A 26,165-nucleotide genomic window follows, 5' to 3' on the forward strand; every position below is an offset into this window, starting at 1 on the left:
GCAGCCGCCTTCGCGAGCAGGCTCGCTCCCACAGGTATTTCGGTATCAGGCTACTTGGCGTGCATTCGCTTGAGTCGCGATGTCAACCTTGCTGCGCGAATCGTTCGGGCCGAACACCGCCGCCGATTCCGGGAACAGGCTCAGCAGCGCCAGGTACACCAGCGACGCCAGGCCGAGGGTGACCGGCAGGCTGATGTCGATACCGCCAGCCAGGTCGCCCAGCGGACCGACGAACTGCCCCGGCAGGTTCACAAAGCACAAGCCGACGGCTGCACTCGGGATCCAGGCACCCAGGCCACGCCAGTTCCAGCCGTGGGTGAACCAGTAACGACCACCTTTCTCGCCACGGGTGAACACTTGCAGGTCATCCGGGCAGTAGAAGCCGCGACGCACCAGCAGACCGATGATCATGATCACCATCCACGGGGTGGTGCAGGTGATGATCAGCACGGCGAAGGTCGACACGCTTTGCACCAGGTTTGCCGCAAAGCGCCCGATGAAGATGAAGGCAATCGACATCACCCCGATCAGCAACGTGGCCTTGACTCGCGACAGCACCCGAGGAAATACGCTGGACATGTCCAGCCCGGTGCCATACAGCGAGGTGGTGCCGGTGGACATGCCGCCGATCACTGCAATCATGCACACCGGCAGGAAGAACCAGCTCGGCGACACCGCCAGCAGACCGCCGACGTAGTTGTTGGCCGCGATGTAGTCCGGCGCCTTGATCGCTACGATAGTGGCGGTGGCGAGGCCGAACAGGAACGGGATAAAGGTCGCGATCTGCGAGATCACCACCGCCGCCATGATCCGGCGCTTGGAGGTGTCACGCGGGATGTAGCGCGACCAGTCGCCGAGGAACGCACCGAAGGAAATCGGGTTGCTCATCGCGACCAAAGCAGCACCGATGAAGGCGGCCCAGAAACCCGGTTGGCCCATGCTGACGGTGCCGGCGTAGTTCACATCGAAAGGCCCGGCGAAGGCAAAGATGCCTAGCAGGAACAGCAGGCTGGCGCTCCACACGGCGATCTTGTTGACCCACAGCAGGAAACGGAAGCCATAGATGCAAACCGTCAGTACCAGGATCGCGAACAGACCATAGGCCAGGCCCAGGGTCAGGTCGGTTTCCGGAAGACCGATCAAGCGTTTGGCACCACCAATCAGCGCATCACCCGAACTCCACACCGAGAGCGAGAAGAAGGCGATGGCGGTCAACAGCGACAGGAACGAACCGACGATCCGCCCGTGCACGCCGAAGTGCGCACCGGAAGACACGGCGTTGTTGGTGCCATTGATTGGGCCGAACAGGCCCATCGGCGCGAGGATCAGCGAACCCAGCAACACACCGAGCACAATCGCCAGGACGCCCGCCTGAAAAGACAGGCCGAACAGCACCGGGAAACTGCCGAGCACGGCGGTGGCAAAGGTGTTGGAACCGCCGAAGATCATCCGGAACAAGTCCGTCGGGCCTGCGGTGCGTTCGTTGTCCGGGATTTGTTCGACCCCGTAGGTTTCAATTTGCGTAAGGCTTTGGTCGTTGTTGTTGTTATTCATGATCAGCTCCGATCATAAAGGCGCGCTCATCGTGTGTGAGCGTCACCTGTTTGGCTAAGGGGTTGGCAGCCCTTCCGGCATGGCGGACAAATGTTCGTGGCAGGCCAGCCATTGGCCTTGTTGTTCTTGGCCAGACGCTTGTTTCTTGAAAACAATCGTCTCGCGCTCCTGGCTGAAGTGTTGCTTCCCTTGCATGCGCAGCTCGGTGGCCACGTCATGGATGAAAATCGCCACGTCACCTTGCAGGCTGACGAAAGCGTTGCTTGAAGTGCACGAAAGCACTTCGAAGTCATCCTCCGAGCGCCAGCTGTCCCACAACGCCTGGTAGTCATCGCGCGACAGGAGGGGCTGTTCGAGGGTGTAGAACACGAAGCTCGCATCGGCGCTGAAAGCGCCGAAGTAGGCTTCGCGATCATTACGGGTAAAGGCTGTCACCAGATCGGCGGCAGCTTGCAGAACCTGATCGCGTTCGGTCATGGTCAATCCTCAGCGGTGGACCACGCCAGGCAGTACGCAGAGCATTTCGTACAGCAGGTTGGCGGCCAGCAGCGAGGTGTTGCCGGTGGTGTCATAAGCGGGCGAGACTTCTACCAGATCGCAGCCGACCAGGTCGAGGCCTTGGCAGCCGCGAACGATTTCAATCGCCTGAATGGTCGTCAGGCCACCGATTTCCGGGGTGCCGGTACCCGGCGCCCAAGCCGGGTCGATGCCGTCGATGTCGAAACTGAGGTACACCGGACCGCCGCCCACTTTCTCGCGAACTTCAGCCATCAACGGTGCCAGGGATTTGTGCCAGCACTCTTCAGCCTGAACCACACGGAAGCCCTGGTTGCGGCTCCAGTTGAAGTCGTCAGCGGTGTAGCCCTGGGCGCGCAGGCCGATTTGTACAACGCGGTCCGGGTCCAGCAGGCCTTCTTCGACAGCGCGACGGAAGGTGGTGCCGTGGGCGATTTTCTCGCCGAACATGTGATCGTTCACATCGGCGTGGGCGTCGATGTGCACCAGGCCGACCTTGCCGTGCTTCTTGTGGATGGCACGCAGGATCGGCAGGGTGATGGTGTGGTCGCCGCCCAGGGTCAGCGGGATCACATCGTGTTCGAGGATGTTGTCGTAGGATTCTTCGATGATCCGTACGGCATCCAGCAAGTTGAAGGTGTTGATCGCTACGTCGCCGATGTCGGCGACCGACAGCGAGTCAAACGGTGCAGCACCGGTGGCCATGTTGTACGGGCGAATCATCACCGATTCAGCGCGGATTTCACGAGGCCCGAAACGGGTGCCCGGACGCAGCGAGGTGCCGATGTCGAGCGGAACGCCGATAAAGGCAGCGTCCAGGCCGGCAGCGGTTGGCAAATGGGGAAGTCGCATCATGGTGGCGATGCCGCCGAAGCGCGGCATTTCATTGCCGCCCAGTGGTTGGTGAAGAATCTTGTCCACGGGTAGGGCCTCATCGTTTTTGTATTAGGGGCCGATTCTGCAAAATGTAGTGGCGGCGAAGAATCGCTACGGGCAAATACTTAGTTCAGATTTTTCTAAACTAATGGCGAGAGCGACGATAGACTTCACCCCTTGAGATCGAAGTTGACCCTGTAGGAGCTGCCGAAGGCTGCGATCTTTTGATCTCGATTTTGCAGCCATGTAACCGCTAAAGATCAAAAGATCGCAGCCTTCGGCAGCTCCTACAGAAGCAGCCCACGATTCAGTTGAAACCCGTCCGGTGTTTGGAGTGCCCCATGGCCAACGCTTTACCCGACCTGAAACTATTGCGCATCTTCGTCAGCGTGGTTCGTCATCAGGGTTTCGCCAACGCCCAGCAAGAGCTCAACCTCTCGACGTCGGCCATCAGTACCTACATGAGCCAGCTCGAAGCGGCCCTCGGCCTGGTGCTCTGTCATCGCGGCCGTGGCGGTTTCAGCCTGACCAGCAAAGGTGAGCTGTTCCATCAGGAAACCTTGCGCCTGCTCGGCGAACTTGAAGGGTTCGAACAGTATGCGGCAGCGTTGAAGGGCGAGCTGCGTGGCACGCTGAACCTCGGCGTCATCGACTCCACCGTCAGCGACAAGGCCTTGCCGTTTGCCGAGGCCATCGGCGCCTACAGCCAGGAACACCCAGCCGTGCATTTGCATTTGTCCGTCATGAGCCCTTACGAATTGCAGCTCGGCGTCCAGGACAACCGTCTCGACCTGGCCATCGGTGCGTTTTCCACGCGCATGAGCGGCCTGGTCTACATGCCGCTGTACCGCGAACAGCATTGGCTGTATTGCAGCAGCCGCCATCCGTTGTTCACCGAGCGGCGCATCCCCGAGCAAGTCATCACCCAGCAGCGCATGGTCGGCCGTGGTTACTGGAGCCAGGCCGAACTGGCACGCCACGGTTTCAAGCACAGTGCGGCGACGGTAGAAAGTATGGAGGCGCAGCTGATTCTGGTGCTGTCCGGTGCCTACATCGGTTACTTGCCGGAGCACTATGCCCAGGCCTGGGCGGACAAGGGCGATTTGCGCGTGTTGCTCCCGGCAACCTTCGGATATCAGGCGCCGTTTTCGATGATCGTGCGCCGTGGCCGCAGTCGCGAACCACTGATCCAGACCTTTCGCGACTTGCTCAAGGCACAACTGAACCAGGCCGCCTAAAGGAAAAAGAAGCGATGTCCAGAATCCACTGCCCCCGCTGCCTGCGCCCGCAATCCCATTGCCTGTGCCCATTGATCCCGAGCCTCGACAGCCGCACGCGGGTATTGCTGTTGCAGCATCCGAGTGAAGTGAACCATGCGCTGAACACCGCGCGGTTGGCGGCGTTGGGGTTGAACAATGCGCAATTGATTGTCGGCGAAGTGTTCGAGGATTTGCCGGCACTGTTGAATCAGCCGGGGTATCAGGCGCGGTTGTTGTTTCCTGGCGATGATGCTCAGCCGTTGCAGGCTTACACCGCAACCGATGAACCGCTGCTGCTGGTGGTCCCGGACGGTACCTGGCGCAAGGCGCGCAAGATGCTGCACCTCAATCCGTTGCTGGCGGCGCTGCCCAGGGTCGCGCTGGCCGAGGGTGCGGTGTCGCGTTATCGATTGCGCAAGGCGCCGGGGCCGGGTGCGTTGTCGACGGTGGAGGCGATTGTGCAGGCGCTGCAAACCCTCGAAGCGCCAAGCTCTTTTGAACCGTTGTTGAAGCCGTTCGAGGCGCTGATCGAGGGGCAGATTGCGGCGATGGGGGAGGAGACCTTTCTACGTAATCATGTGCCGAAATAGTTATTGTTTTTGAAGGCCTCTTCGCGAGCAAGCCCGCTCCCACATTGATCGCGTTTCTCCTGGCGGAACTCGGTCAAATGTGGGAGCGGGCTTGCCCGCGAAGCGGTATAACAAACACTCAAAATTCTGACCAGGTCTACCGCTCGCGCATCGCCTCGGTCCGGGCTTTCAGCACCGGTTTGAGCAGGTAATCCAGCACGCTTTTTTCCCCGGTAATGATATCCACCGTCGCCACCATCCCCGGGATAATCAGCAACGGCTTCACATCCCCGCCCAAGTGGTTTTTGTCCGTCCTGACCTGAATCAGATAAAAGCTGTTGCCCTTGTCATCGGTAATCGTGTCCGCGCCGATCAGCTCAAGCTTGGCACTCAAGCCGCCATAAATCGTGTAGTCGTAGGCACTGAACTTGACCATGGCTTTCTGGCCTGGATGCAGGAACGCCACGTCCTGTGGCCGGACCTTGGCTTCGATCAGCAGGTTGTCCTCCAGCGGTACGATTTCTACCATGTCGCTGCCTGGCTGGACCACGCCGCCGATGGTGTTGACCTTCAGCACCTTGATAATGCCGTGCACGGGCGAGACCACCGTGGTGCGGGTCACGCGGTCATCGATGGCGATGCTCGACGCTGTGATTTTCGACAGGTCGGTGCGTTTCTCGTTCAGCTCTTTCGCCGCATCCGAACGGAAGGACTGTTCGGACTCATCGATCTTGCTCTTGATCTCGTTGATCGCCGATTCCGCGCGAGGAATGGCCAGTGTGGTGGCATTCAACGAGCCACGGATCTCAACGGCGCTGCGCTTGAGTCGGAGGATTTCCACCGGTGAAACGGCGCCGGTGCCCACCAGCGGCGCGGACATGTTCATCTCTTCCTGCAGCAGCGCCAGGCTCGAACTGAATTGCCCCTGTTTCGAGCGGAATTCCGCCAGTTCCTGGGTTTTTTGCCGAAGTTGTTCACTCAGTGTGCGCTGCTCACTGGCAAGTCGACGCTGGCGCTGGTCATACAGCGAGCGCTCGTCCTCGGCCACCTGTGGCGCCTTTGCGATCACCACTTCTGACAGCTTGAACGGCCGACCTTCCGCCTCGGCGGACAGGCGTTCAACCTGCGCCGTCAGCGCATAACGGTCCGCCTCGCTTTCGCCCTTGTTCGACAGGAATCGGGTGTCATCCAGGCGCAGCAGGGTGTCGCCCTTGTTCACCATTTGCCCTTCGCGAACGAAGATTTCGGTGACGATGCCGCCCTCCAGGTTCTGAATCACCTGCACTTTGCTCGACGGAATCGCCTTGCCTTCGCCCATGGTGACTTCTTGCAGCACGGCGAACTTGGCCCAGACCACCGCGCTGATAATCAGCCCGGCAGCGAGCCATACGGTGATCCGCGACCAGCGTGGGGAGTCTTGCAATGCAGCGCCGGCGGTTTCCGGCATGAATTCGCTTTCCGCGCTTTTACTGAAACTGCCGAAGTAGCCGCGCCGCTTCGAATCAGAGTGCGACGCGTCGGATGATGAACGGGCCATGAGTTGCTCCTAGACAGCCGCAGAGCCGACGCGGCCCTTGCGCAGTGCATCGATGACCGCTTCTTTCGGACCGTCGGCGACGATCCGTCCATTGTCCAGCACCACCAGCCGGTCCACCAGGCTGAGCATCGACGTGCGATGCGTGACCAGCAGCACGGTTTTGCCCTGGACCCAGCTGTGGAGTTTTTGCCGCAAGATGTCTTCGCTGCTGTTGTCCATGGCGCTGGTTGGTTCGTCGAGCAACATGATCGGTGGGTCGAGCAATAAGGCGCGGGCCAGCAACACTGCCTGACGCTGACCACCCGACAGCAGCTGGCCACGCTCGCCCACTGGCCGGTCAAAACCTTGCGGATGTTGCCGAGCGAGTTCGGTCACGCCCGTCAGTTCGGCCACTTCGAGCATCCGTGAATCGCTGATGTAACGTGCGCCGAGGGTCAGGTTGTCGCGCAGGCTGCCGGCCAGCAGCGGCAGGTCGTGGGCGACGTAACCGATTTGTTGGCGCAAGTCGGCGACATCCAGTTGCCGCAGGTCCAGGCCATCGAGCAGCAATTGGCCTTCTTCCGGTGCATAGAAACCCATCAGCAGTCGCCCCAAGGTGCTTTTGCCGGAGCCGCTGCGACCGATGATGCCAATTCGTTCACCCGGTTTTACGCTGAAGCTGATATTAGCCAGCGCCGGCGCGTTCTGGCCGTTGTAGTGGAACGTCACGCCGCTGACATCCAGTGCGCCTTGCAATTGGGTGCGCTCCAGCGGCCGCTGTTTGGCGTCGCGTTCCTGCGGCAGGCCCATCAGCGCATCGGTGCTTTTCATGGTCAGTTGCGCTTGTTGGTAGCGCGTGATCAGCCCGGCAATCTGCCCCAATGGAGCGAGCACACGACTGCCTAGCATGTAAGTCGCCACCAGTGCGCCGACGCTCAAATTGCCGGCGATGATGCTGTAGACCCCGGCGACAATCGTCGCCATGCCGGAGAACTGCTGGATGAACAGCGTGCCGTTGGTGGCCAGCGCCGAGAGATTGCGCGCGTGGCTGTCGAGGCGGGTGAGGGCGCCGTGGGTGGTTTCCCATTTATGCTGGCGTTCACTTTCGGCGCTGCAGGCCTTGAGCGTTTCGAGGCCGCCGAGGGTTTCGATCAGCAGGGCCTGGCGTTCGGCACCGAGGGTGAGGCTTTTTTGCACGGTGTCGCGCAGGCGCACCTGAATCACCATCGCAAAGAAAATCGTGATCGGGAACGCCAGCAACGGAATCACCACCAGCCAGCCGCCAAGCAGGCCAATCACCACCAGCATCAGCACGGCGAAGGGCAAGTCGATCAGGCTGGTAAGGGTCACGGCGGTGAGAAATTCGCGCAGGCCCTGAAAGTCGTGAATGCTCTGGGCGAAACCGCCGATAGTCGCCGGCCGCGCTTTCATCGACATGCCGGTGATGCGTTCGAACAGCGTGGCAGAGAGGATCACGTCGGTTTTCTTCCCGGCAGTGTCCAGCAAGTGCGCGCGAACCACCCGCAGCGCCAGTTCGAAACCGGTGCCGATCAGCAAGCCGATGGACAACACCCACAAGGTTGACGTGGCCTGGTTCGGCACGACCCGATCGTAGGTCTGCATGACGAACAGCGGCACCATCAACCCCAGCAGGTTGATCAGGAAACTCGCCAGGATGGCGTCGCTGTACAGCCATTTCGACAACTTCAACGTGTCGCGAAACCATGCCTCCACGCGCGGCACGAGGGGCGAACGCAAGTCTTCGAGTTCGTGGCGCGGCCGGGCAAACAAGGCCTGGCCGCTGTAGTTTTCGGCCAGCTCTTCACGGCTGACCCATTGTTCGCCGCCGTCGGCTTCGCTGGGCAGAATCAGCAACTGACCGTCATCGCCAAAACGCCGCAGAATGGCGGTGCGGCCATTGTTGAGGATTAGCATCACGGGCAGGTTGAGGGCGGAAATGTCCGCCAGTTCACGGCGCAGCAAGCGCGCCTGCAAGCTGGCCCGGGCCGCTGCACGTGGCAGCAGGTCCAGGCTCATGCGTTGTTTGTTCAGCGGCAGGCCGGCACTCAGGCTGGCGCGACTGACCGTCGCACCGTGGAGTTTGCAGAGAATCAACAGCCCGTCCAGAAGCGGGTCGTCGAAGCTCAGTCGCGGATCGACACCGGTGTTGCCGGGTTCCATGCTAGTCACACTGATCGCTCCTGTTGCACTGCGGCAATAGTCATCGATATCTACACCTCTACTGTAGGAGCTGCCGAAGGCTGCGATCTTTTGATCTTGATCTTTTGATCTTTGGGGCCGTCATTGCCGCCACAAAACCAAGATCAAAAGATCGCAGCCTTCGGCAGCTCCTACACGGACTTCATTTGAGTTCAGGCAAACGGGCTTCGTTTTTGACTTCGGCCTGGGCGATCGCATCTGCGGGCAGCACCACCCGCTGTTTGCTCAACAACTGGCCCATGTTCGCCAGTACACGGTACATCGAATACTCCTCGGTGTAGCGGACTTCGGTGTAGCGGCGGTTGGCGTTGTAGAGCTCGTTTTCACTGTCCAGCAAGTCGAGCAGGGTACGTTGACCGAGGCCGAACTGATCCTGGTACGCCATCCGCACGCGTTTACTCGTGTCGGCGTATTCGCGGGCGGTCGGGGTTTGTTTCTTCGCGTTGACCATGGCGTTCCAGGCCAGGTGGATGTTCTCGTTGAGCTGGCGCAGGGCGTTGTTGCGGATGTCCATGGCCTGGTTGATCTGGTGCGCATCGGAGGCCAGGCGTGCCTTGTCGCTGCCGCCGCGGAACAGGTTGTAGTTCATCACTACGCCCACGCGCCATTCGTTGTCGTGGCCTTCGTCGCCCTGCACGTTGTTGTTGGCGCCCACGGCCGCTTCGGCGTCGAAGCGTGGGTAAAACGGCGATTTGGCGACTTCGTACTGGCTCTCGGCGGACTGCACGTCAGCCTGGGCGGATTTCAGGTACGGGTTGTTTTCCACCATGCTCTGCTGGGCTTCCTGCAGGGTGGTGGGCAGTTCGCCGCGGGTCGACGGCGGTGTTTCGAGTTCATCGGGCAGGCGCCCGACGACGGCGTAGAAATTCGACTCGGCGTCGGCCAGGTCGACTTCTGCGGTGTCGAGGTTGTTCTCTGCCAGTGCCCGACGAGCAACCGACTGGTCGGAGTCGGCGTTGCTGCCAATGCCGCGTTGGGTGCGCAGGCCGATCTGATCGTTGACCCGCAAGTGCGCTTGCAGGTTGTTCTTGGCCAGGGACACGAGTTCGCGACGCTTGAGCACTTCGAGGTAGACCTCGATGGTGCGCAAGGCCAGGTCTTGAGCGGTGCCCTGAGCGTAATAGGCCCGGGAATTGACCACGCCTTTGGTGCGTTCGACTTCGTTGGACGTGTTGAAACCGTCAAAGAGCATTTGCCGCAGGCGCAATTCCGACTGGGTGTAGGTCAGGATTTCGGTGTGGTGGTTGCCGAACGCGCGCGTGTTGGTGTTATCGCTGTACCCGCGCCCGTACGCGGCATTCAGATCCACCGACGGATAAAACCCGCCCTTGGCGACTTTGACCTGCTCATCGGCCGAAAGGCGGCTGTCCACGCGCGATGCGAGCTCCGGGTGGGTCGCGATAGTGCTCTGGATTGCGTCCGTCAAGGACATCGCCTGCGCCTGCGACGCGCAGGTCATGGCCAGCAGAATCGCACTGCAGAGGGGGGTTAAGTGGCGCATGGGTGCATCTCCCTGAATCCTAATGGTGCTTTATCAGTCGCCAATTTATTGACAACATTTATAGGTAAAACCGTTTCAAGCTTGTAACAACAGAGCTAAGAACATTCTAGAGAAAACCTAAGAACTTTTTTTCATAAGCTTATTCCAAAAAAAACTTATGCGCTATTTAAAATCCAGCACATTGTTTCACTCGGCAGCCCTTGATTTATGAGCCTTAGGGAGCTCTTTGGAGGCTGCGAAAAGTTCCAACCACTTATCGATAAGGGCGGAGATGTGCTGTAGGGGAGGGAAGTGTAGCTGTTTTGGGGTGCCGGTTTTTTGTCACTTGGTTGCTTCAGAACTGTTACGAATCGCTCGCAGGGCCTGTTGTTTTCGTTTTTGGATCCCGATGCCATTGAATGCATTGGGTTTTTGTCCTGAACCGAACAACAGGTCCGTGAGCGATGCACTTGGCGAATTCGTCGCCGGGGTCGTGGTGTATTTAAAAAAACCGCACCCATTGAGCAGACGATTCGCCAGGTAACCCGCCTGAGCCATGCGCACATCTTCGCGAAAACAGGATGCCAACGAGACGGTTGGCAGCGGAGGAAATGCACATGGCTACGCTCATCGGTATCGTCAGTAAAGTCATTGGTCAGGTGTTCGCGGTTGCGAATGACGGCACTCGGCGCGCCTTGATCGAAGGAGACCGGTTGTTCGCCGGCGATCAACTGGTCACTGGGGCCGAAGGCGCGGTGGCAGTGCATCTGCAAAATGGCCAGGAACTGACGCTCGGGCGTGGCAGCAGCTTGCAAATGAACGCCCAGTTACTCGCCCACCAGACGCCCCATGTCGACACCGCGGAAGCGGTGACGCCGAGCCAGGCGCAACTGACGGATGTCGAGCAACTGCAAAAAGCCATCGCGGCCGGCGCTGACCCGACGCAAACCGGTGAAGCCACGGCGGCAGGTCCAGCAGCGACCGGGGCTCCCGGTGGCGCATTGGGCGGCGGTCACAGTGTTGTGTTGCTGGAAGAAGTGGGTGGGCGCATCGATCCTACGATTGGCTTTCCGACGGCCGGGTTTGGCGGCATTCCCGAATTCCCTGAAGAACGCCACAACGCCGACATCAACGACAACACCCCGGCCGCGGCCCCCGTGGTTGACGTGCTGCCTCCGCCTCCGGTCAACAACCCGGTGACCCTGGGTGGTCTCAACGCTACGGACGGTGAGCTCACCCTCAACGAAGCCAATCTTCCCGATGGCTCGGCAAGCAATCCTTCCGCGCTGACCCAGAGCGGCACGTTCACCGTGACCGCCCCTGATGGTCTGCTGAGCCTCAACGTGGGTGGCATCAGTGTCATCAGCGGCGGCGTTGCCGCAGGCTTCCCGCAATCGATCACGACCCAGTTGGGTAACACGCTGACCATCACCGGGTACAACCCGGCCACCGGCGTGGTGAGTTACAGCTACACCCTCAACGGCAACGAAACCCATTCGGCCGGTGACGGCGTCAACAACCTCAGTGAACAATTCAGCGTGGTGGCCGGCGACGGCAATGGCGATACCGCCACGGGTTCGCTGGACATCAACATCACCGACGACGTGCCGAAAGCCGTCGACGACAGCAACGCCGGCACCGCCACGTCAGCGAACCTGACGCTCGAAGGCAACGTGCTGACCAACGACGTGCAAGGTGCCGACCGCGTAGCGACCGGACCGAACGCGGGACCGATCACCGCCGGTACCTTCACCGGTACTTACGGCACCCTGGTGCTGAATGCCAACGGCACGTACACCTACACCCTGAACACCAGCGATGCCGACTTCAAAGCGCTGCACGATGGCGACAGCGGCACCGAAAAATTCACCTACACCCTGACCGATGCCGACGGCGACACCAGCACCGCCACGCTGGAGCTGAACATCCATAACAGCCCGGTGACCCTCAACGGCCTCGACGTCCAGGGCGGCGAGTTGACGGTCTACGAGAAAAACCTCACCTACGGCACCGATCCTAATGCACCGGCCCTGACCCAGAACGGCACCTTCACCGTGACGGCGCCGGATGGCCTGCAAACCCTGACCATCGGCGGCATCGCCGTGGTCAGCAGCGGCGTCGCGGCGGGCTTCCCGCAATCAGCCGACACTGGCACGGGCGCGACCTTCACCATCACCGGCTACAACCCGGCGACTGGCGTGGTGAGCTACAGCTACACCCTGAATTACACCGACACCCATCCGAATGCGGATGGCACCAACAGCATCAGCGAGAACTTTGATGTCGTCGCCACCGATAAGGACGGCAGCACGGCAACCGGCCAGATCAACGTCAACATCGTCGACGACGTGCCGACCGCTCATGCCGATGCAACCTCGGTCGCGGAAGGCGGCACCGTTACGGGCAACGTCCTGTGGAACGACGTCGGCGGCGCCGATGGCGCAGGGGGAGCAGTGGTCGGCGTGCGCGTCGGTTCAGACACCTCGACTCCGGTCAGCGGCGGCCTGGGCAGCCAGATCAATGGCACCTACGGTTACCTGACGCTGGATGCCCACGGCAACGCCGAGTACCACAGCAACCCGAACGCCGTGAACGGCCCAGGCGCGACCGACGTATTTACCTACACCTTTCGCGATGCCGACGGTGACGAAAGCACCACGACGATCACCATCGATGTGAACAACAGCAGCATCACGGCGGTCAGCGACAACGACGTGACCGTGTTCGAAAAAGCCCTCGACTTGAGCAAGGACGGCCAGGACCTGGCCGCCGGTACCGTCACCGGCAGCCAACCGGGCAGCACCGGCGAAACCGCCAGCGGCACGCTGGTTGGCTCGGTCACCGGCGCCACTGGCGCGATCACCTACACCCTGGTTGGCAATGCCACCGGGACGTACGGGCAAATCCTGCTCAACCCCAACGGCACGTACACCTACACCCTGACCTCGCCGGCCAGCACCACGCCGCACGCGAACGACGGCGCCAACACCCTGACTGAAACCTTCACCTACCACGCCACCGATTCCCTGGGTAACGTCGTTACCAGCACCATCGTGGTCAACATCGTCGATGACGTGCCTAAGGCCGTCGATGACAGCAACGCCGCTACCGCCACGTCAGGGAACCTGACGCTCGAAGGCAACGTGCTGACCAACGACGTGCAAGGCGCCGACCACGTCGCGACCGGGCCGAACTCGGGACCGATTACCGCCGGCACCTTCACCGGCACTTACGGCAGCCTGGTGCTGAATGCCAACGGCACGTACACCTACACCCTGAACACCAGCGATGCCGATTTCAAAGCGCTGCACGACGGCGACAGCGGCACCGAGAAATTCACCTACACCCTGACCGATGCCGACGGCGATACCAGCACCGCCACGCTGGAACTGAACATCCATAACAGCCCGGTGACCCTGAACGGTCTCGACGTACAAGGCGGCGAGCTGACGGTCTACGAGAAAAACCTCACCTACGGCACCGATCCCAATGCCCCGGCCCTGACCCAGAACGGCACCTTCACCGTGACGGCGCCAGATGGCCTGCAAACCCTGACCGTGGGCGGCATCGCCGTGGTCACCGGCGGCGTGGCGGCAGGATTCCCGCAATCGACCGGCGGCGAGCACGGCGCCGTCTTCACCATCACCGGCTACAACCCGGCGACCGGTGTGGTCAGCTACAGCTACACCCTGAATTACAGCGACACCCATCCAAATGCCGACGGTACCAACAGCATCTCGGATAACTTCAACGTCGTCGCCACCGACAAGGACGGCAGCACCGCGACCGGCCAGATCAACGTCAACATCGTCGACGACACGCCGACCGCCCACGCCGATGCAACTTCGGTCGCCGAAGGCGGCATCGTCACCGGCAACGTACTGTGGAACGACGTCGGCGGCGCCGATGGCCCGGCTGCGGGTGGCGGCGTGGTTGGCGTGCGTTTCGGCTCCGACACTTCGACTCCGGTCAGCGGCGGCCTGGGCAGCCAGATCAATGGCACCTACGGTTACCTGACACTGGACGCGGCGGGCAACGCGGTTTATCACAGCAATCCGAACGCCGTGAACGGCCCGGGTGCGAGCGATACCTTCACCTACACCTTGCGTGATGCCGACGGTGACGAAAGCACCACCACCGTCACCATTGATGTGAACAACAGCTGCATCAAAGCGGTCAGCGACAATGACGTGACCGTGTTCGAAAAAGCCCTCGACCTGAGCAAGGATGGCCAGGACCTGGCCGCCGGCACCGTCACCGGCAGCCAGCCGGGTAGCACTGGCGAAACCGCCAGCGGCACGCTGGTTGGCTCGGTCACCGGCGCCACTGGTGCGATCACCTACACCCTGGTCGGCAGCGCCACCGGGACGTACGGGCAAATCCTGCTCAACCCCAACGGCACGTACACCTACACCCTGACCTCGCCGGCCAGCACCACGCCGCACGCGAACGACGGCGCCAACACCCTGAGCGAAAGCTTCACCTACCACGCCACCGATTCCCTGGGTAACGTCGTCACCAGCACCATCGTGGTCAACATCGTCGATGACGTGCCGAAAGCGGTCAACGACAACAACGCCAGCACCGCCACGTCCGGGAACCTGACGCTCGAAGGCAACGTGCTGACCAACGACGTGCAAGGCGCCGACCACGTCGCGACCGGGCCGAACTCGGGACCGATCACCGCCGGCACCTTCACCGGCACTTACGGCACTTTGATACTCAACGCGAATGGCACGTACACCTACACCCTGAGCACCAGTGACGCCGATTTCAAAGCGCTGCACGACGGCGACAGCGGCACCGAGAAATTCACCTACACCCTGACCGATGCCGACGGCGACACCAGCACCGCCACGCTGGAGCTGAACATCCACAACAGCCCGGTAACCCTCAACGGCCTCAACGTCCAGGGCGGCGAGCTGACGGTCTACGAGAAAAACCTCACCTACGGCACCGATCCGAACGCCCCGGCCCTGACCCAGAACGGCACCTTCACCGTAACGGCGCCGGATGGCCTGCAAACCCTGACCGTCGGCGGCATCGCCGTGGTCACCGGTGGCGTGGCGGCGGGCTTCCCGCAATCGACCGGCGGCGAGCACGGCGCCGTCTTCACTATCACCGGCTACAACCCGGCGACTGGCGTGGTCAGCTACAGCTACACCCTGAATTACAGCGACACTCACCCGAATGCCAACGGCGCCAACAGCATCTCGGATAACTTCAACGTCGTCGCCACCGACAAGGACGGCAGCACCGCGACCGGCCAGATCAACGTCAACATCGTCGACGACACGCCGACCGCCCACGCCGATGCGATCTCGGTCGGCGAAGGTAATGTCGTCACCGGCAACGTGCTGTGGAACGACGTCGGCGGCGCCGATGGCCCGGCGGCGGGTGGCGGCGTGGTTGGCGTGCGCTTCGGCTCCGACACCTCGACCCCGGTCAGCGGTGGCCTGGGCACCCAGATCAATGGCACCTACGGTTACCTGACGCTGGATGCAGCGGGCAACGCGGTCTATCACAGCAATCCGGACTCGGTGAGCGGCCCGGGTGCGAGCGATACCTTCACCTACACCTTGCGTGATGCCGACGGTGACCAAAGCACCACCACCATCACCATCGACGTCACCAACAGCTGCATCAAAGCGGTCCCCGACACCGATGCGACGGTCTTCGAAAAAGCCCTCGACCTGAGCAAGGACGGCCAGGACCTGGCCGCGGGCACCGTCACCGGCAGCGACCCAGGTCACACAGGCGAAACCGCCACCGGCACATTGGTCGGCTCGGTCACCGGTGCCTCCGGCGCGATCACCTACACCCTGGTTGGCAGCGCCACCGGGACGTACGGACAAATCCTGCTCAACCCCAACGGCACGTACACCTACACCCTGACCTCAGCACCGAAAACCTCGCCGGGTGCCAACGACGGCGCCAATACCTTGAGCGAAAGCTTCACCTACAAAGCCACCGATGCACTGGGCAACAGCAGCACCAGCATCATCAAGGTCGATATCGTCGATGACGTGCCCAAAGCGGCCGCTTCGGAGCGTTCGGTCACCGCCACGGAGATCGACTCCAACCTGCTGCTGGTGATCGACGTGTCCGGCAGCATGGCCGACGCTTCCGGCGTGCCGGGGGTGTCGCGTATGGAATGGGCCAAAACGGCGATCAATGCCTTGCTCCAAAAGTACGACGACCTGGGCGACGTGAAAGTGCAGATTGTCACCTTCAGCACCACCGCCACCGACAAGACTTCGGTCTGGGTGGACGTGGCGACGGCCAAGTCGATCATCTCCGGCCTGACGGCGGGCGGTAACACCAACTACGACGCGGCCGTGACCACAATGAAAGCCGCGTTCGACACCGCGGGCAAACTGACCGGGGCGCAGAACGTCGGCTACTTCTTCTCTGACGGTAAACCCACTAGCGGCCAGGAAATCGGCACCGCCGACGAGACCGCGTTGAAAGGCTTCCTCGACGCCAACGGCATCAAGAACTACGCGATCGGCCTGGGCAGCGGCGTGAGCAGCGCCAACCTCAATCCTCTGGCCTATGACGGCAGCAACCACACCAATACCAACGCGGTGGTGGTGACCGATCTCACCCAACTCAACGCGGTGCTCTCGGGCACCGTGGTCGGCGCGCCGGTCACCGGCACTCTGATGGAGGGCGGGACGTTCGGCGCCGATGGCGGTTTCATCAAAACCATCACGGTCGACGGCACGACCTACACCTACGACCCTAAAGGCAACACCAACCAGGGTTCGCTGAACTTCAGTGGCGGGTTGAACCACGGCACGTTCAACACGGTGAACAACACCCTGAGCATCGCCACCGACAACAAGGGCACCCTGGTGGTGAACCTCGACACCGGCGAGTACACCTACACCTCGCAAAAAGCCACCGCCGTGGTCCTCACAGAAAACATCGGCTTCACCGTCAGTGACAACGACGGCGATACGGCCAGCTCGAACCTGGTGGTCAAAGTCAATCCAAACGCGGCGCCGGTGGCGGGGGATGACCACGTCATCACCAACGTGCTGTCGGGCAGTGTCGTGGTGCCGGGCGAATTGCTGCTGGCCAACGACACCGACGCCAATGGCGATCCGCTGACGGCGGCACCGACCACGTTCACTACGGGCTGGGTGCCGAAAGGCGCGGACTTCGTCGGCACCGGCGCGATCAACTTCGCCGCTACCCCCGATGTCGCCGCCAACCGGGCACTGGCCGATGTACGTAGCTTATTCGCCGCCAACACGGCAGCGATGACGGCGGTATTGGTGATCAGTGGCTTTCTGGGCGCGGTCACCACTGCCAACGCCAATGATGAAGACCTCATCACCGTGAAACTGAAACAGGGTGAAACCCTGAATCTGGATCACACCCTCGCGGCCGGTCACATCACCATGGAGTACTCGCTCAATGGCGGTGCGTTCGTGACCATCCCTGATGGAGGGACCATTACGGCACTGGCCGATGGCACCTACCAGATCCACGTCACCAATATAACCAACACCAGTGGCAGCAGCGCGGCCGCCGAAGGCTACCAGCTGACCATGACGGTCAACTACGCCGGGGCTCACGACCTTACCCCCGATACCCACAGCACCTACTCTGCCAACGACAACCATGGCGGCAGTGACAGCGCAGGCGTGACCATCAGTTATCAGGACGGCCACACCCTCACCGGCACCTCGGGTGATGACGTGCTGGTGGCAGGCACCGGCAACAACGTCATCAATGCCGGCGACGGCAACGACGTGCTCACTGCAGGCTCAGGCAACAACGAGTTGCACGGTGGCGCCGGCAATGACTTGCTGTTCAGTGGTGCGGGCAATGACCTGCTCGATGGCGGCACCGGCAACGACACCGCGAGTTATGCGCATGCCACGGCCGGGGTCACTGCCGACCTGAGCCTGCTCACCGCGCAAAACACCTTCGGTGCCGGCACCGATACGTTGACCGCGATTGAAAACCTCACCGGCTCGAACTTCAACGACAGCCTCACCGGTGACAACAACAGCAACATCATCAATGGCGGGTTGGGCGACGACATCCTCAAGGGCGGCGGCGGCGATGACTTCCTGATTGGCGGTCTGGGCAACAACACCCTCACCGGCGGTGCTGGCGCGGATACCTTCCAGTGGCTCAAAGGCAACAGCGGCCACGACGTGGTGACCGACTTCACGCCGGGCACCGACAAACTCGACCTGTCGCAATTGCTGCAAGGCGAGAACGGCACTGCAGCATCGCTGGATGACTACCTGCACTTCAAAGTCACCGGCAGCGGCGCCTCTCTGGTGACCAGCATCGACGTCAGCGGCATGGCGGGCGCTGCGCCAAATCAGACCATCGACCTTGCGGGTGTGAACCTGGCCAGTCATTACGGCGTAACGCCGGGGGCGGGCGGGGTGATTGCAGGTGGGCACGATACGGCGACCATTATCAACGGGATGCTCAACGACCATTCGTTGAAGGTTGATACGGTGTGATCTGACACCGAAACGACAAAACCCGCCATCCCGGTAAAAGGGGATGGCGGTTTTTTTTGTCTGTCAGTTAACCTTGTGCCGATTGCTGGACCGCTTTCGCGAGCAAGCCCGCTCCCACAGGGGGATTGCGGTCAAACTGTGGGAGCGGGCTTGCTCGCGAAGAACGATGACTCGGTTAAATAGGTAAGTCACATCGGCACCGGCGGCCCGATCAGCCGGCCCATCACCCCGAACACCCCCAGCGCTCTGATCACTTCAAGCTCCCCTTGGGTTTCAACCCTCTCCGCAATCAACGGCAAATCTATGCTGTGGGTCGCCCTGAAAATCGCATCGATGAACAGCCGCTTGTCACTGCGCTGGTCAATGGCACGGATATAGGCGCCGTCGATTTTCAGGTACGCCAGCCCCAGTTGGGTCAAATTGCCGATCTGGCTAAAGCTGCCGCCAAAATGTTGCAGGCCGATGGGGTATCCCGTCTTGAGCAGGCTGTGGCTCAGACGCTGGAGTTCTTCTGGGGGTGGCAGTTGGCGTTCGTCGATTTCCAGTGTCAGTAGCGGCGCCAGTTCGGGCAGTGATTCGAGCAGGTCAATGATCTGTCGCAACTGCACTTGATCGCGCAGCGTGCTGCCGGACAGGCTCAGCGCCAGCGGCCAACGGTTGGCGACCAGGTAATCGAGGGTCGCTTCGAGCATGGCCAGGTCAAATCGCGCCGACCAGCCCAGGCGTTCGATCCACGGCAGGAAGTCTCCGGCGGCAATCGCTTCGCCCTGTGGGTCGAGCAGGCGCGCCAGCACTTTGTGATGCAGCACCTGACTGGTGTCGGCGCATTGCACCACGGGTTGGAAATACAACTGCAGCTTGCCATGGGTCAGCGCATCGTCGATCCACTGTTGCCAGTCGTGGTGCGTTGGGTTTAATGCAGTGTTGCCGTGGGCCAGGTAAACCCACGGTCGCTCGGGATGGTGCCGGGCTTCGGTCAGCGCCTGATCAACTCGCCTCAGTACATCATCAGCGGGTTCGCCGGGGTGATAGGCGGCGATTCCCACATGCGCGACGGGCGTGCAATCACTGGTACCGGTCAGGCGCAGGTTCTCCAGGGTGGCGCTGATTTCGCCGGCCAGGCGTGCGCCGCCTTCGGCGTCCAGTCCTGGCGCCAGCAAGCTGAATTCGCCACCGCGATTGCGTGCCGGTAACCAGGTGCGATGCTCCGGCTGTTGGGTCAGGCGCTTGAGCAGTTCGCCGACCGTGTTGATCAACGTGTCGGTCCCTTGACCTCCCAGGCGTTGATTGAGGCCGGCCAGATCGTTGATCCGCAGCATCAGCAAATGGCCGTCTCGGCTCTGTTCGGAAACCAGCAACTGATCGGCCAGCTGTTCATCGAGTAAACGTCGGTTGGCCAAGCCTGTCAGTCTGTCCTGATAGGACTCGACCCGTAGCTTTTCACTGCGTGCGGCTTCCTCGGAAAACAATGCCTTGAGCTTCTCCACCATTTGGTTCATCGCCAGCACCACGCGCTTCAACTCAGGGGTGCGGGGCAGCGTCGGCAGTGTCAGAAACTCGCGTTTGCTGATGGCTTCGGCTTGTGTGACCAGTTTGTCGAGCGGGCGAAATTGTCGCCGCAACATCCAGCCCCCCACCATGGCGCTGAGCAGTCCGCACAACAGCAACCAGATCAGGCTGCCGAGGGTGCTGTCCCAGAGTTTGGCCAGGGCAAACTGCGGATTGCTCAGTACTTCGACCCGTGCCACCTGCTCCCAGCCACGCATGATCAACGCGTCGCCACCCTGTGGCGAAAGATTGACCACACTCACAAACCAGGCGGGAATCCCCTCGATTTTCTTCGGTGCGATGCGTTCTACCAACACCTGCTCATCCTTGATGTCGATCACCCGGATGCTGTTGAAATAGCCGCTGTCGAAAATCGAGCTGACCATCAACTCGATCATCGCCGGGTCGTCAATTTGCGCGGTCAGCGATAGCCCCAGCGCGCTGGCGGCATCCTGGGCGTGGGCGCGGAGCTGGCCGAGCGTCTGGTCGCGGGAGCTTTCCAGGCTGACGAAAAAACTGCCGCTGAACGCCACCAGCAAGAACAGGCAAATGGCGAGAAACAACTGTTTGCGCAATGACATGAACGCTCCTTGCCGTGGTGGCTATCCGTTACCTACGGCGAACCCTTCGGCCTGCATTTTTTTCAAGACGTCTTGCCAGCGCGACAGGTTTTTCGAGTCGCTGCTGCGTTTACCTCCGTTGGCGCCCGGCAAGTACAGGCCTTCGGCGTTGAAGGCGTACACCGGCAACAGGTCTTTGCGTTGGGAGGCGGGGCGGATATCGCCGATCAGGTTGTCCAGCACCAACGGGTCGGCCGTGGGGCTGCTGTAGAAGGTCAGCACCATGTGCGCCTGGTTCTGGGTCAGGGCTTTGACGTATGTGATGCGCAGCTGTTCGCTGGGAATTCCGAGGTGGCGCAAGCTGAAATATTTCGCCAGGGCGTAGTCCTCGCAATCGGCGGCACCCTTGATCAAGGATTCTACCGGCGTGGCCCAGTAATCGGTCTGACGCCAGATGCGGGTGTCATCCTGAAAGCTCAATTGTTGATTGAAGAAGCGATTGACCGCGTTCAGTTGCTCGCCCTCAGGCGCGTGGGCTTCGCCTTGCAGCATTTGATGCCACGCCTCGATCCGTCCCCGTCCTGGGCCGAGGGGGGCGTAGCGTTGTTCGGCAATCTGCAGAATTTGCGAGAAGGCCCAGTCGGCCTGGACGGTACTCAGCCCGGCCAACAGCAAAGTTGCCAGCAGCAGCCATCCGCCGAACCGAAGTCGGGGCGTTGACCATCCTGGACTACGCGGACTACGGGACATGTCTGGCTGCTCACGTGCAGATGCCTGAAGTCTAGGCGGTGTTTTTGTCGGGGGAGGGTTGGTCGTCGGGTGGGTGGCTTCAGTGAGGGGGGCTTTACTGTAGGAGCGAGCTTGCTCGCGAAGGCCGTGTGGCAGACGATTTTTTTGCTGGTGTACATATCCGTTGCTGCGGTAATGGCTGCTGGCGGTTTCGCTCTTACAGCGAGTCACTTTGGAAAAGAGCCCCAAAGTAACCAAAGGGCTCTTGCCCCTTTCGTTCGGTGCCTCGCTGTGGCTCGGCATGCCCTCGCTCCGGTCCTGCTCCGTGGGCCCGCCGCCATCGGCCATCCATGGCCGGGGGCGGCTAACCCGGCATCCATGCCGGGTTGCCCACTGCGCAGAACCTGCACTCGGCCTCTCGAGGGGGCGGTGCGTCAAGATCAAGAGCTACAGGCGAGCTAACGCTCGGCCTTGAGTGGTGAGAATCAAAAGCCGTACGCCGATGTTTGATCGTTCCACTCTGCGTGGAAACGATCACATCAAGATCAAAAGATCGCAGCCTTCGGCAGCTCCTACAGTGGAATGCGATCCCTGTAGGAGCTGCCGAAGGCTGCGATCTTTTGATCTGGATCTGTTGCCCCTTTCCCAGCAGCCATCACCGAAGAAACGGATATGTCCCCAGTCAAAAAGCATCCAGAAACGGACTCAGGATTTGCGCAAGGTTTTCTGCTTGAGGATATAAACCGTCACCAACACCGCACTGGTCAACATGAACCCGCGAGCCCACGGCAGGGGCACCAGGTAGCAGGAGAACAGGATGCTCGCCCACATCAGCCCGATGGCGTAGACCTTGCCCTTGAGCGGGATGCCGTTGCCGTCGAGGTAGTCGCGAATCCATGGGCCAAGCCGTGGATGCTCCACCAGCCACTGATAAAAGCGCGGCGAACTGCGGGCGAAGCAGGCGGCCGCCAACAGCAGGAACGGGGTGGTGGGCAACACTGGCAGGAAAATCCCGATCACCCCCAGCGCTACGCTCAGCCAGCCGATGGCCAGCAGCACGTAACGCAACATCAGGGAGCGGTTGCCTATGGGGTTGTCCATAGGCAAAACCTTAGTGGTGACGAGGCTTGAGGATCGCCGGTTTTTCGTCTGGCGCGTTGCACAGCAGGTACAGCGCGGTCAGGGCTTCAGGGATCTGCACGATCATGTCGTCCATCAGGTTGGCGTCGGCCGCGATGTCGGAAAACTCTGGTTGTTCGTCGAACAGGCCCGAACCGACCATGATCGGCAGCAGCATTTCGCTGACTTCGTCTTCGGCGGTTTCAAACCAGGCCGCTTCACGCAGGAACACGCCTTCCATGAAGCCGATGCACCAGCCACGCAGGTCGGAATCGTCCGGATCGTCGCCCAAGTCCAGTTCGCAAGGCAGCTCGAACTCTTCATCGGACGCCAGTTGGCGAGCAATGTGCGCCTTGAGGGCCAGCAATGTGGATTCGATCGCTTCACGCTCGGTGTCATCGGCGTAATGCGGCTCTTCGGCGAACAGCGCATCGATCCATTCACGGTCGGGCACGGCTTCGGAACAGATCGACAGTGCGGTGAGATAGCCGTGGGCGGCCACGTAGTCCAGCGCCTCGTCATGCAGCTCGTCGGCGTCGAGGAAGACTTGCAGGCGGGTTAGTTGCTCAGCGAAGGACATTAAAGGGCTACCTTGGGAATTAAACAGATGCGGGAATTCTAGGCCTTCTTGAGCGCTCAGGCCAGCCGCGCGGGATATTTGCCCCCACCTCTCCCTGTAGGAGCTGCCGCAGGCTGCGATCTTTTGATCTTGCTTTCAAAAAATCAAAATCAAAAGATCGCAGCCTGCGGCAGCTCCTACAGGGGATCATGTTTGTTCACTCTTATCAGCGGCACCCTGTGAAGAGGAGGGCTCGGGTATACTCCCGCGTTTTGTGATGCCCTGCTGGCGTCCCGGCTAAATGTGAAGCGTCATGCAATGCGCACTTACGATTTGTCGGTGCAGCCTTCGTGGTTCTGAACCAGCCTTGCAGGGATGTTTCGGTGATTTTTGGAGTTTTTATGCTCGAACAGGCTCAACGCGTCCTCAAGGACATCTTCGGCTACGACAGTTTTCGTGGCCGTCAGGGTGCAATCATTGAGCGCGTGGCCAGTGGTGGCGACGCCCTGGTGCTGATGCCTACCGGTGGCGGCAAGTCGTTGTGCTTCCAGGTGCCAGCGCTGTTGCGCGAAGGCCTCGCGGTGGTGGTGTCGCCGCTGATCGCCCTGATGGACGACCAGGTCGCGACACTCGAAGAGTTGGGCGTCGCCGCGGCAGCGTTGAACTCCACCCTCAGCGCCGAGCAGCAACGCGACCTGGCCGCGCGAATCAAACGCGGCGAAGTGAAAATGCTCTACCTGGCGCCCGAGCGCCTCGTTCAGCCGCGGATGCTGGCCTTCCTGCAAAGCCTTGAAATCTCCCTGTTCGCCATCGATGAAGCGCACTGCGTGTCTCAATGGGGCCACGATTTCCGTCGCGAATACCTGCAACTGGGCCAGTTGGCGGAATTGTTTCCCAACGTTCCGCGCATCGCCCTGACCGCCACTGCCGACAAGCGCACGCGCGAAGAAATCGTCGATCGCCTGCATTTGCAGGATGCCGAGCGCTTCCTCTCAAGTTTCGACCGACCCAATATTTTCTATCGCATCGTGCCCAAGGAGCAGCCGCGCAAGCAATTGCTGGCGTTCCTCGCCGAGCGGCGCAGCGATGCCGGCATCGTTTACTGCCTGTCGCGCAAGAAAGTCGACGAAGTCGCGGTGTTCCTCAGCGAGCAAGGCTTCCCGGCGCTGCCCTACCACGCCGGCCTGCCCAACGACACGCGGGCTCATCACCAGAAGCGCTTCCTCAACGAGGAAGGGCTGATCATGGTCGCGACCGTGGCCTTCGGCATGGGCATCGACAAACCCAACGTGCGTTTTGTCGCGCACCTTGATTTGCCGAAATCCCTTGAGGCCTATTACCAGGAAACCGGGCGGGGCGGCCGTGATGGTCTGCCGGCCGACGCCTGGATGGCGTACGGCCTGCAAGACGTGGTGATGCTCAAGCAGATGCTGCAGAACTCCGAGGGCGACGAGCGCCACAAGCGTCTGGAACAGCACAAACTCGACGCCATGCTCTCGCTCTGCGAAGAAACCCGCTGCCGTCGTCAAACGCTGCTGGCCTACTTCGACGAAGACATGCCCGAGCCGTGCGGCCATTGCGACAACTGTGTCGATGGCGTGCAGACCTGGGATGCCACCGAGCCGGCTCGCCAGGCACTCTCGGCGATTTACCGCACCGGCCAGCGCTACGGTGTCGGGCATCTGGTGGACGTGCTGTTGGGCAAGGACAACGAAAAAATCCGCGGTATCGGCCACCAGCATCTGTCGGTCTTCGGTGTCGGCAAGGCGATGGGGGAGAGCGAATGGCGCTCCCTGTTCCGCCAATTGGTGGCTCGCGGCCTGGCGGACATTGACCTCGAAGGCTACGGCGGCCTGCGCTTGAGCGACACTTGCCGGCCACTGCTCAAGGGTGAAGTGACCCTGGAACTGCGCCGCGATCTCAAACCGCAAACGACAGCTAAAAGCAGCAAGAGCCCGGCGAGCCAACTGGTTCGCGGCGAGGAACGCGAACAGTGGGAAGCCTTGCGAGCCCTGCGGCGCAAACTCGCGGAAGAACACGGCGTGCCGCCCTACGTCATCTTCCCCGACTCGACCTTGCTGGAAATGCTCCGCAGCCAGCCGACCTCGCTGTCGGAGATGGCCACGGTCAGCGGCGTCGGTGCACGCAAGCTGGAGCGTTACGGCGAAGCATTCCTCGAAGTGCTCGGCGGCCAGGTCGAGGCACCGAAAGTGGTGGCCGACCTGCGCCACGAACTGATCACCCTGGCGCGCGCCGGCATGACACCGCTGCAAATCGCCGGGCAGCTGCAATGCTCGGAAAAGAACGTCTACACCCTGCTGGCCGAGGCGATTGGCAAGCAGCAGTTGTCGCTGGAGCAGGCGCTGGACCTGCCCGAAGACTTGATGGGGGAAATCCAGGACGCGTTCCTTGACGGCGAGGGTGAGTTGCCGCCAGTGGCGGAGATTGCCGCATTGTTCGCCGGGCGTGTGCCTGAAGGTGTTTTGTATTGCGTCCGGGCAGCGCTGCAGTCCGAATTCGAGATATGACTCACCTGTTACATTGATGTAACGATTCACTACAGAGCAAACCTTGCCTCCAGCCTACGGCCATGCTTAGCTGACTAATAATTAGTTTTTCTCTATTTCAGTCTGATCATGAGTGTTTTATGCCGTTAACCGATCAACACCGCTTTGGCATGCAACTGGCCCATATGTCGCGTGGCTGGCGTGCCGAACTGGACCGCCGGCTGGCCGGCCTCGGGCTATCCCAGGCGCGCTGGCTGGTGCTGTTGCACCTGGCGCGTTTCGATGAAGCGCCGACTCAACGTGAACTGGCGCAGAGCGTCGGTGTTGAAGGGCCGACCCTGGCTCGACTGCTCGACAGTCTTGAAACCCAAGGCCTGGTGCAGCGCCAATCGGTGCTGGAAGACCGCCGGGCGAAAAAAATCGTCCTCTGCGCGCCGGCACTTCCCCTGATCGAACGAATTGAAACCATTGCCAACAAACTGCGGCATGAGTTGTTCGAAGGCGTCGATGAGGAAGATTTGAAGACCTGCATGCGGGTTCACGGGCACATCCTGGCCAATCTGGAAAAATCTTGAGGCATAACCGCACGCCAGGCTTTTGAGATACCCCGTTGGGCAGACTATAAAGAACTACTAGGCAATATCGTGTTCGTACCGGA

General features: G+C 61.0%; 16 protein-coding genes. 5 read left to right on the forward strand and 11 right to left on the reverse strand.

The window, feature by feature from the left end; translation table 11 throughout:
- Positions 1-45 precede the first annotated feature (45 nt).
- The 3 genes from ACA052_RS07245 to speB are packed head-to-tail and all read right to left on the reverse strand — an operon-like array spanning position 46 to position 2,991.
- Positions 46-1,554: a purine-cytosine permease family protein gene (locus ACA052_RS07245; protein WP_497649041.1), complete on the reverse strand. Its 1,509-nt coding sequence runs from the start codon at positions 1,552-1,554 to the stop codon at positions 46-48.
- A gap of 54 nt (positions 1,555-1,608) precedes the next feature.
- Positions 1,609-2,031 carry a YybH family protein gene (locus ACA052_RS07250; RefSeq protein WP_497649042.1) on the reverse strand — a complete coding sequence of 141 codons (423 nt, stop codon included), beginning with the start codon at positions 2,029-2,031 and terminating at the stop codon, positions 1,609-1,611.
- Between the two features lie 9 nt (positions 2,032-2,040).
- Positions 2,041-2,991, reverse strand: a complete 951-nt coding sequence (gene speB / locus ACA052_RS07255) for an agmatinase (protein WP_178129018.1) — start codon at positions 2,989-2,991, stop codon at positions 2,041-2,043.
- A gap of 296 nt (positions 2,992-3,287) precedes the next feature.
- Between speB and ACA052_RS07260 the strand changes: the two genes are divergently transcribed.
- Together ACA052_RS07260 and ACA052_RS07265 are read left to right on the forward strand one after the other, a co-directional pair.
- Entirely contained in the window at positions 3,288-4,184 is an 897-nt protein-coding gene (locus ACA052_RS07260; protein WP_008153227.1) for a LysR family transcriptional regulator, read from the forward strand.
- Between the two features lie 14 nt (positions 4,185-4,198).
- Complete coding sequence (locus ACA052_RS07265; protein ID WP_497649043.1) at positions 4,199-4,795, forward strand: tRNA-uridine aminocarboxypropyltransferase; 597 nt, start codon at positions 4,199-4,201, stop codon at positions 4,793-4,795.
- 136 nt (positions 4,796-4,931) lie between these two features.
- Here the strand turns inward: ACA052_RS07265 and ACA052_RS07270 are convergent, their stop codons facing one another.
- The 4 genes from ACA052_RS07270 to ACA052_RS07285 form a co-directional block, all read right to left on the reverse strand.
- Positions 4,932-6,311 carry an HlyD family type I secretion periplasmic adaptor subunit gene (locus ACA052_RS07270; RefSeq protein WP_497649044.1) on the reverse strand — a complete coding sequence of 460 codons (1,380 nt, stop codon included), beginning with the start codon at positions 6,309-6,311 and terminating at the stop codon, positions 4,932-4,934.
- A 9-nt stretch (positions 6,312-6,320) separates the two neighbouring features.
- Entirely contained in the window at positions 6,321-8,480 is a 2,160-nt protein-coding gene (locus tag ACA052_RS07275) for a type I secretion system permease/ATPase (RefSeq protein WP_497649045.1), read from the reverse strand.
- 172 nt (positions 8,481-8,652) lie between these two features.
- Positions 8,653-10,011, reverse strand: a complete 1,359-nt coding sequence (locus ACA052_RS07280; protein ID WP_497649046.1) for a TolC family outer membrane protein — start codon at positions 10,009-10,011, stop codon at positions 8,653-8,655.
- A 321-nt stretch (positions 10,012-10,332) separates the two neighbouring features.
- Positions 10,333-10,548 (reverse strand): hypothetical protein, encoded by a 216-nt coding sequence (locus tag ACA052_RS07285; protein ID WP_497649047.1) that lies wholly within the window; start codon positions 10,546-10,548, stop codon positions 10,333-10,335.
- A gap of 59 nt (positions 10,549-10,607) precedes the next feature.
- Between ACA052_RS07285 and ACA052_RS07290 the strand changes: the two genes are divergently transcribed.
- Positions 10,608-18,485 carry a retention module-containing protein gene (locus ACA052_RS07290; protein WP_497649048.1) on the forward strand — a complete coding sequence of 2,626 codons (7,878 nt, stop codon included), beginning with the start codon at positions 10,608-10,610 and terminating at the stop codon, positions 18,483-18,485.
- A gap of 188 nt (positions 18,486-18,673) precedes the next feature.
- On the opposite strand, the gene lapD is transcribed toward ACA052_RS07290, so the two are convergent.
- The 4 genes from lapD to ACA052_RS07310 all read right to left on the reverse strand — a co-directional run bounded on the left by lapD (position 18,674) and on the right by ACA052_RS07310 (position 23,021).
- Positions 18,674-20,614: a cyclic di-GMP receptor LapD gene (lapD, locus tag ACA052_RS07295; protein WP_497649049.1), complete on the reverse strand. Its 1,941-nt coding sequence runs from the start codon at positions 20,612-20,614 to the stop codon at positions 18,674-18,676.
- A gap of 21 nt (positions 20,615-20,635) precedes the next feature.
- The gene (gene lapG, locus ACA052_RS07300) at positions 20,636-21,343 is read right to left on the reverse strand and encodes a cysteine protease LapG (protein ID WP_497649050.1); all 708 of its coding nucleotides are present in this window, start codon (positions 21,341-21,343) and stop codon (positions 20,636-20,638) included.
- A 684-nt stretch (positions 21,344-22,027) separates the two neighbouring features.
- Complete coding sequence (locus tag ACA052_RS07305) at positions 22,028-22,423, reverse strand: YbaN family protein (protein WP_497649051.1); 396 nt, start codon at positions 22,421-22,423, stop codon at positions 22,028-22,030.
- Positions 22,424-22,433: 10 nt separating this feature from the next.
- On the reverse strand, positions 22,434-23,021 hold the full coding sequence (locus ACA052_RS07310) for a UPF0149 family protein (protein WP_497649052.1): 588 nt from the start codon (positions 23,019-23,021) through the stop codon (positions 22,434-22,436).
- Positions 23,022-23,401: 380 nt separating this feature from the next.
- Between ACA052_RS07310 and recQ the strand changes: the two genes are divergently transcribed.
- Positions 23,402-25,528 (forward strand): DNA helicase RecQ, encoded by a 2,127-nt coding sequence (gene recQ / locus ACA052_RS07315; protein WP_497649053.1) that lies wholly within the window; start codon positions 23,402-23,404, stop codon positions 25,526-25,528.
- Positions 25,529-25,647: 119 nt separating this feature from the next.
- Positions 25,648-26,082, forward strand: coding sequence for a MarR family transcriptional regulator (locus ACA052_RS07320; RefSeq protein ID WP_497649054.1), 435 nt, complete (start codon positions 25,648-25,650; stop codon positions 26,080-26,082).
- Positions 26,083-26,165 lie beyond the last annotated feature (83 nt).

Source organism: Pseudomonas sp. LBUM1644 (assembly GCF_059716195.1).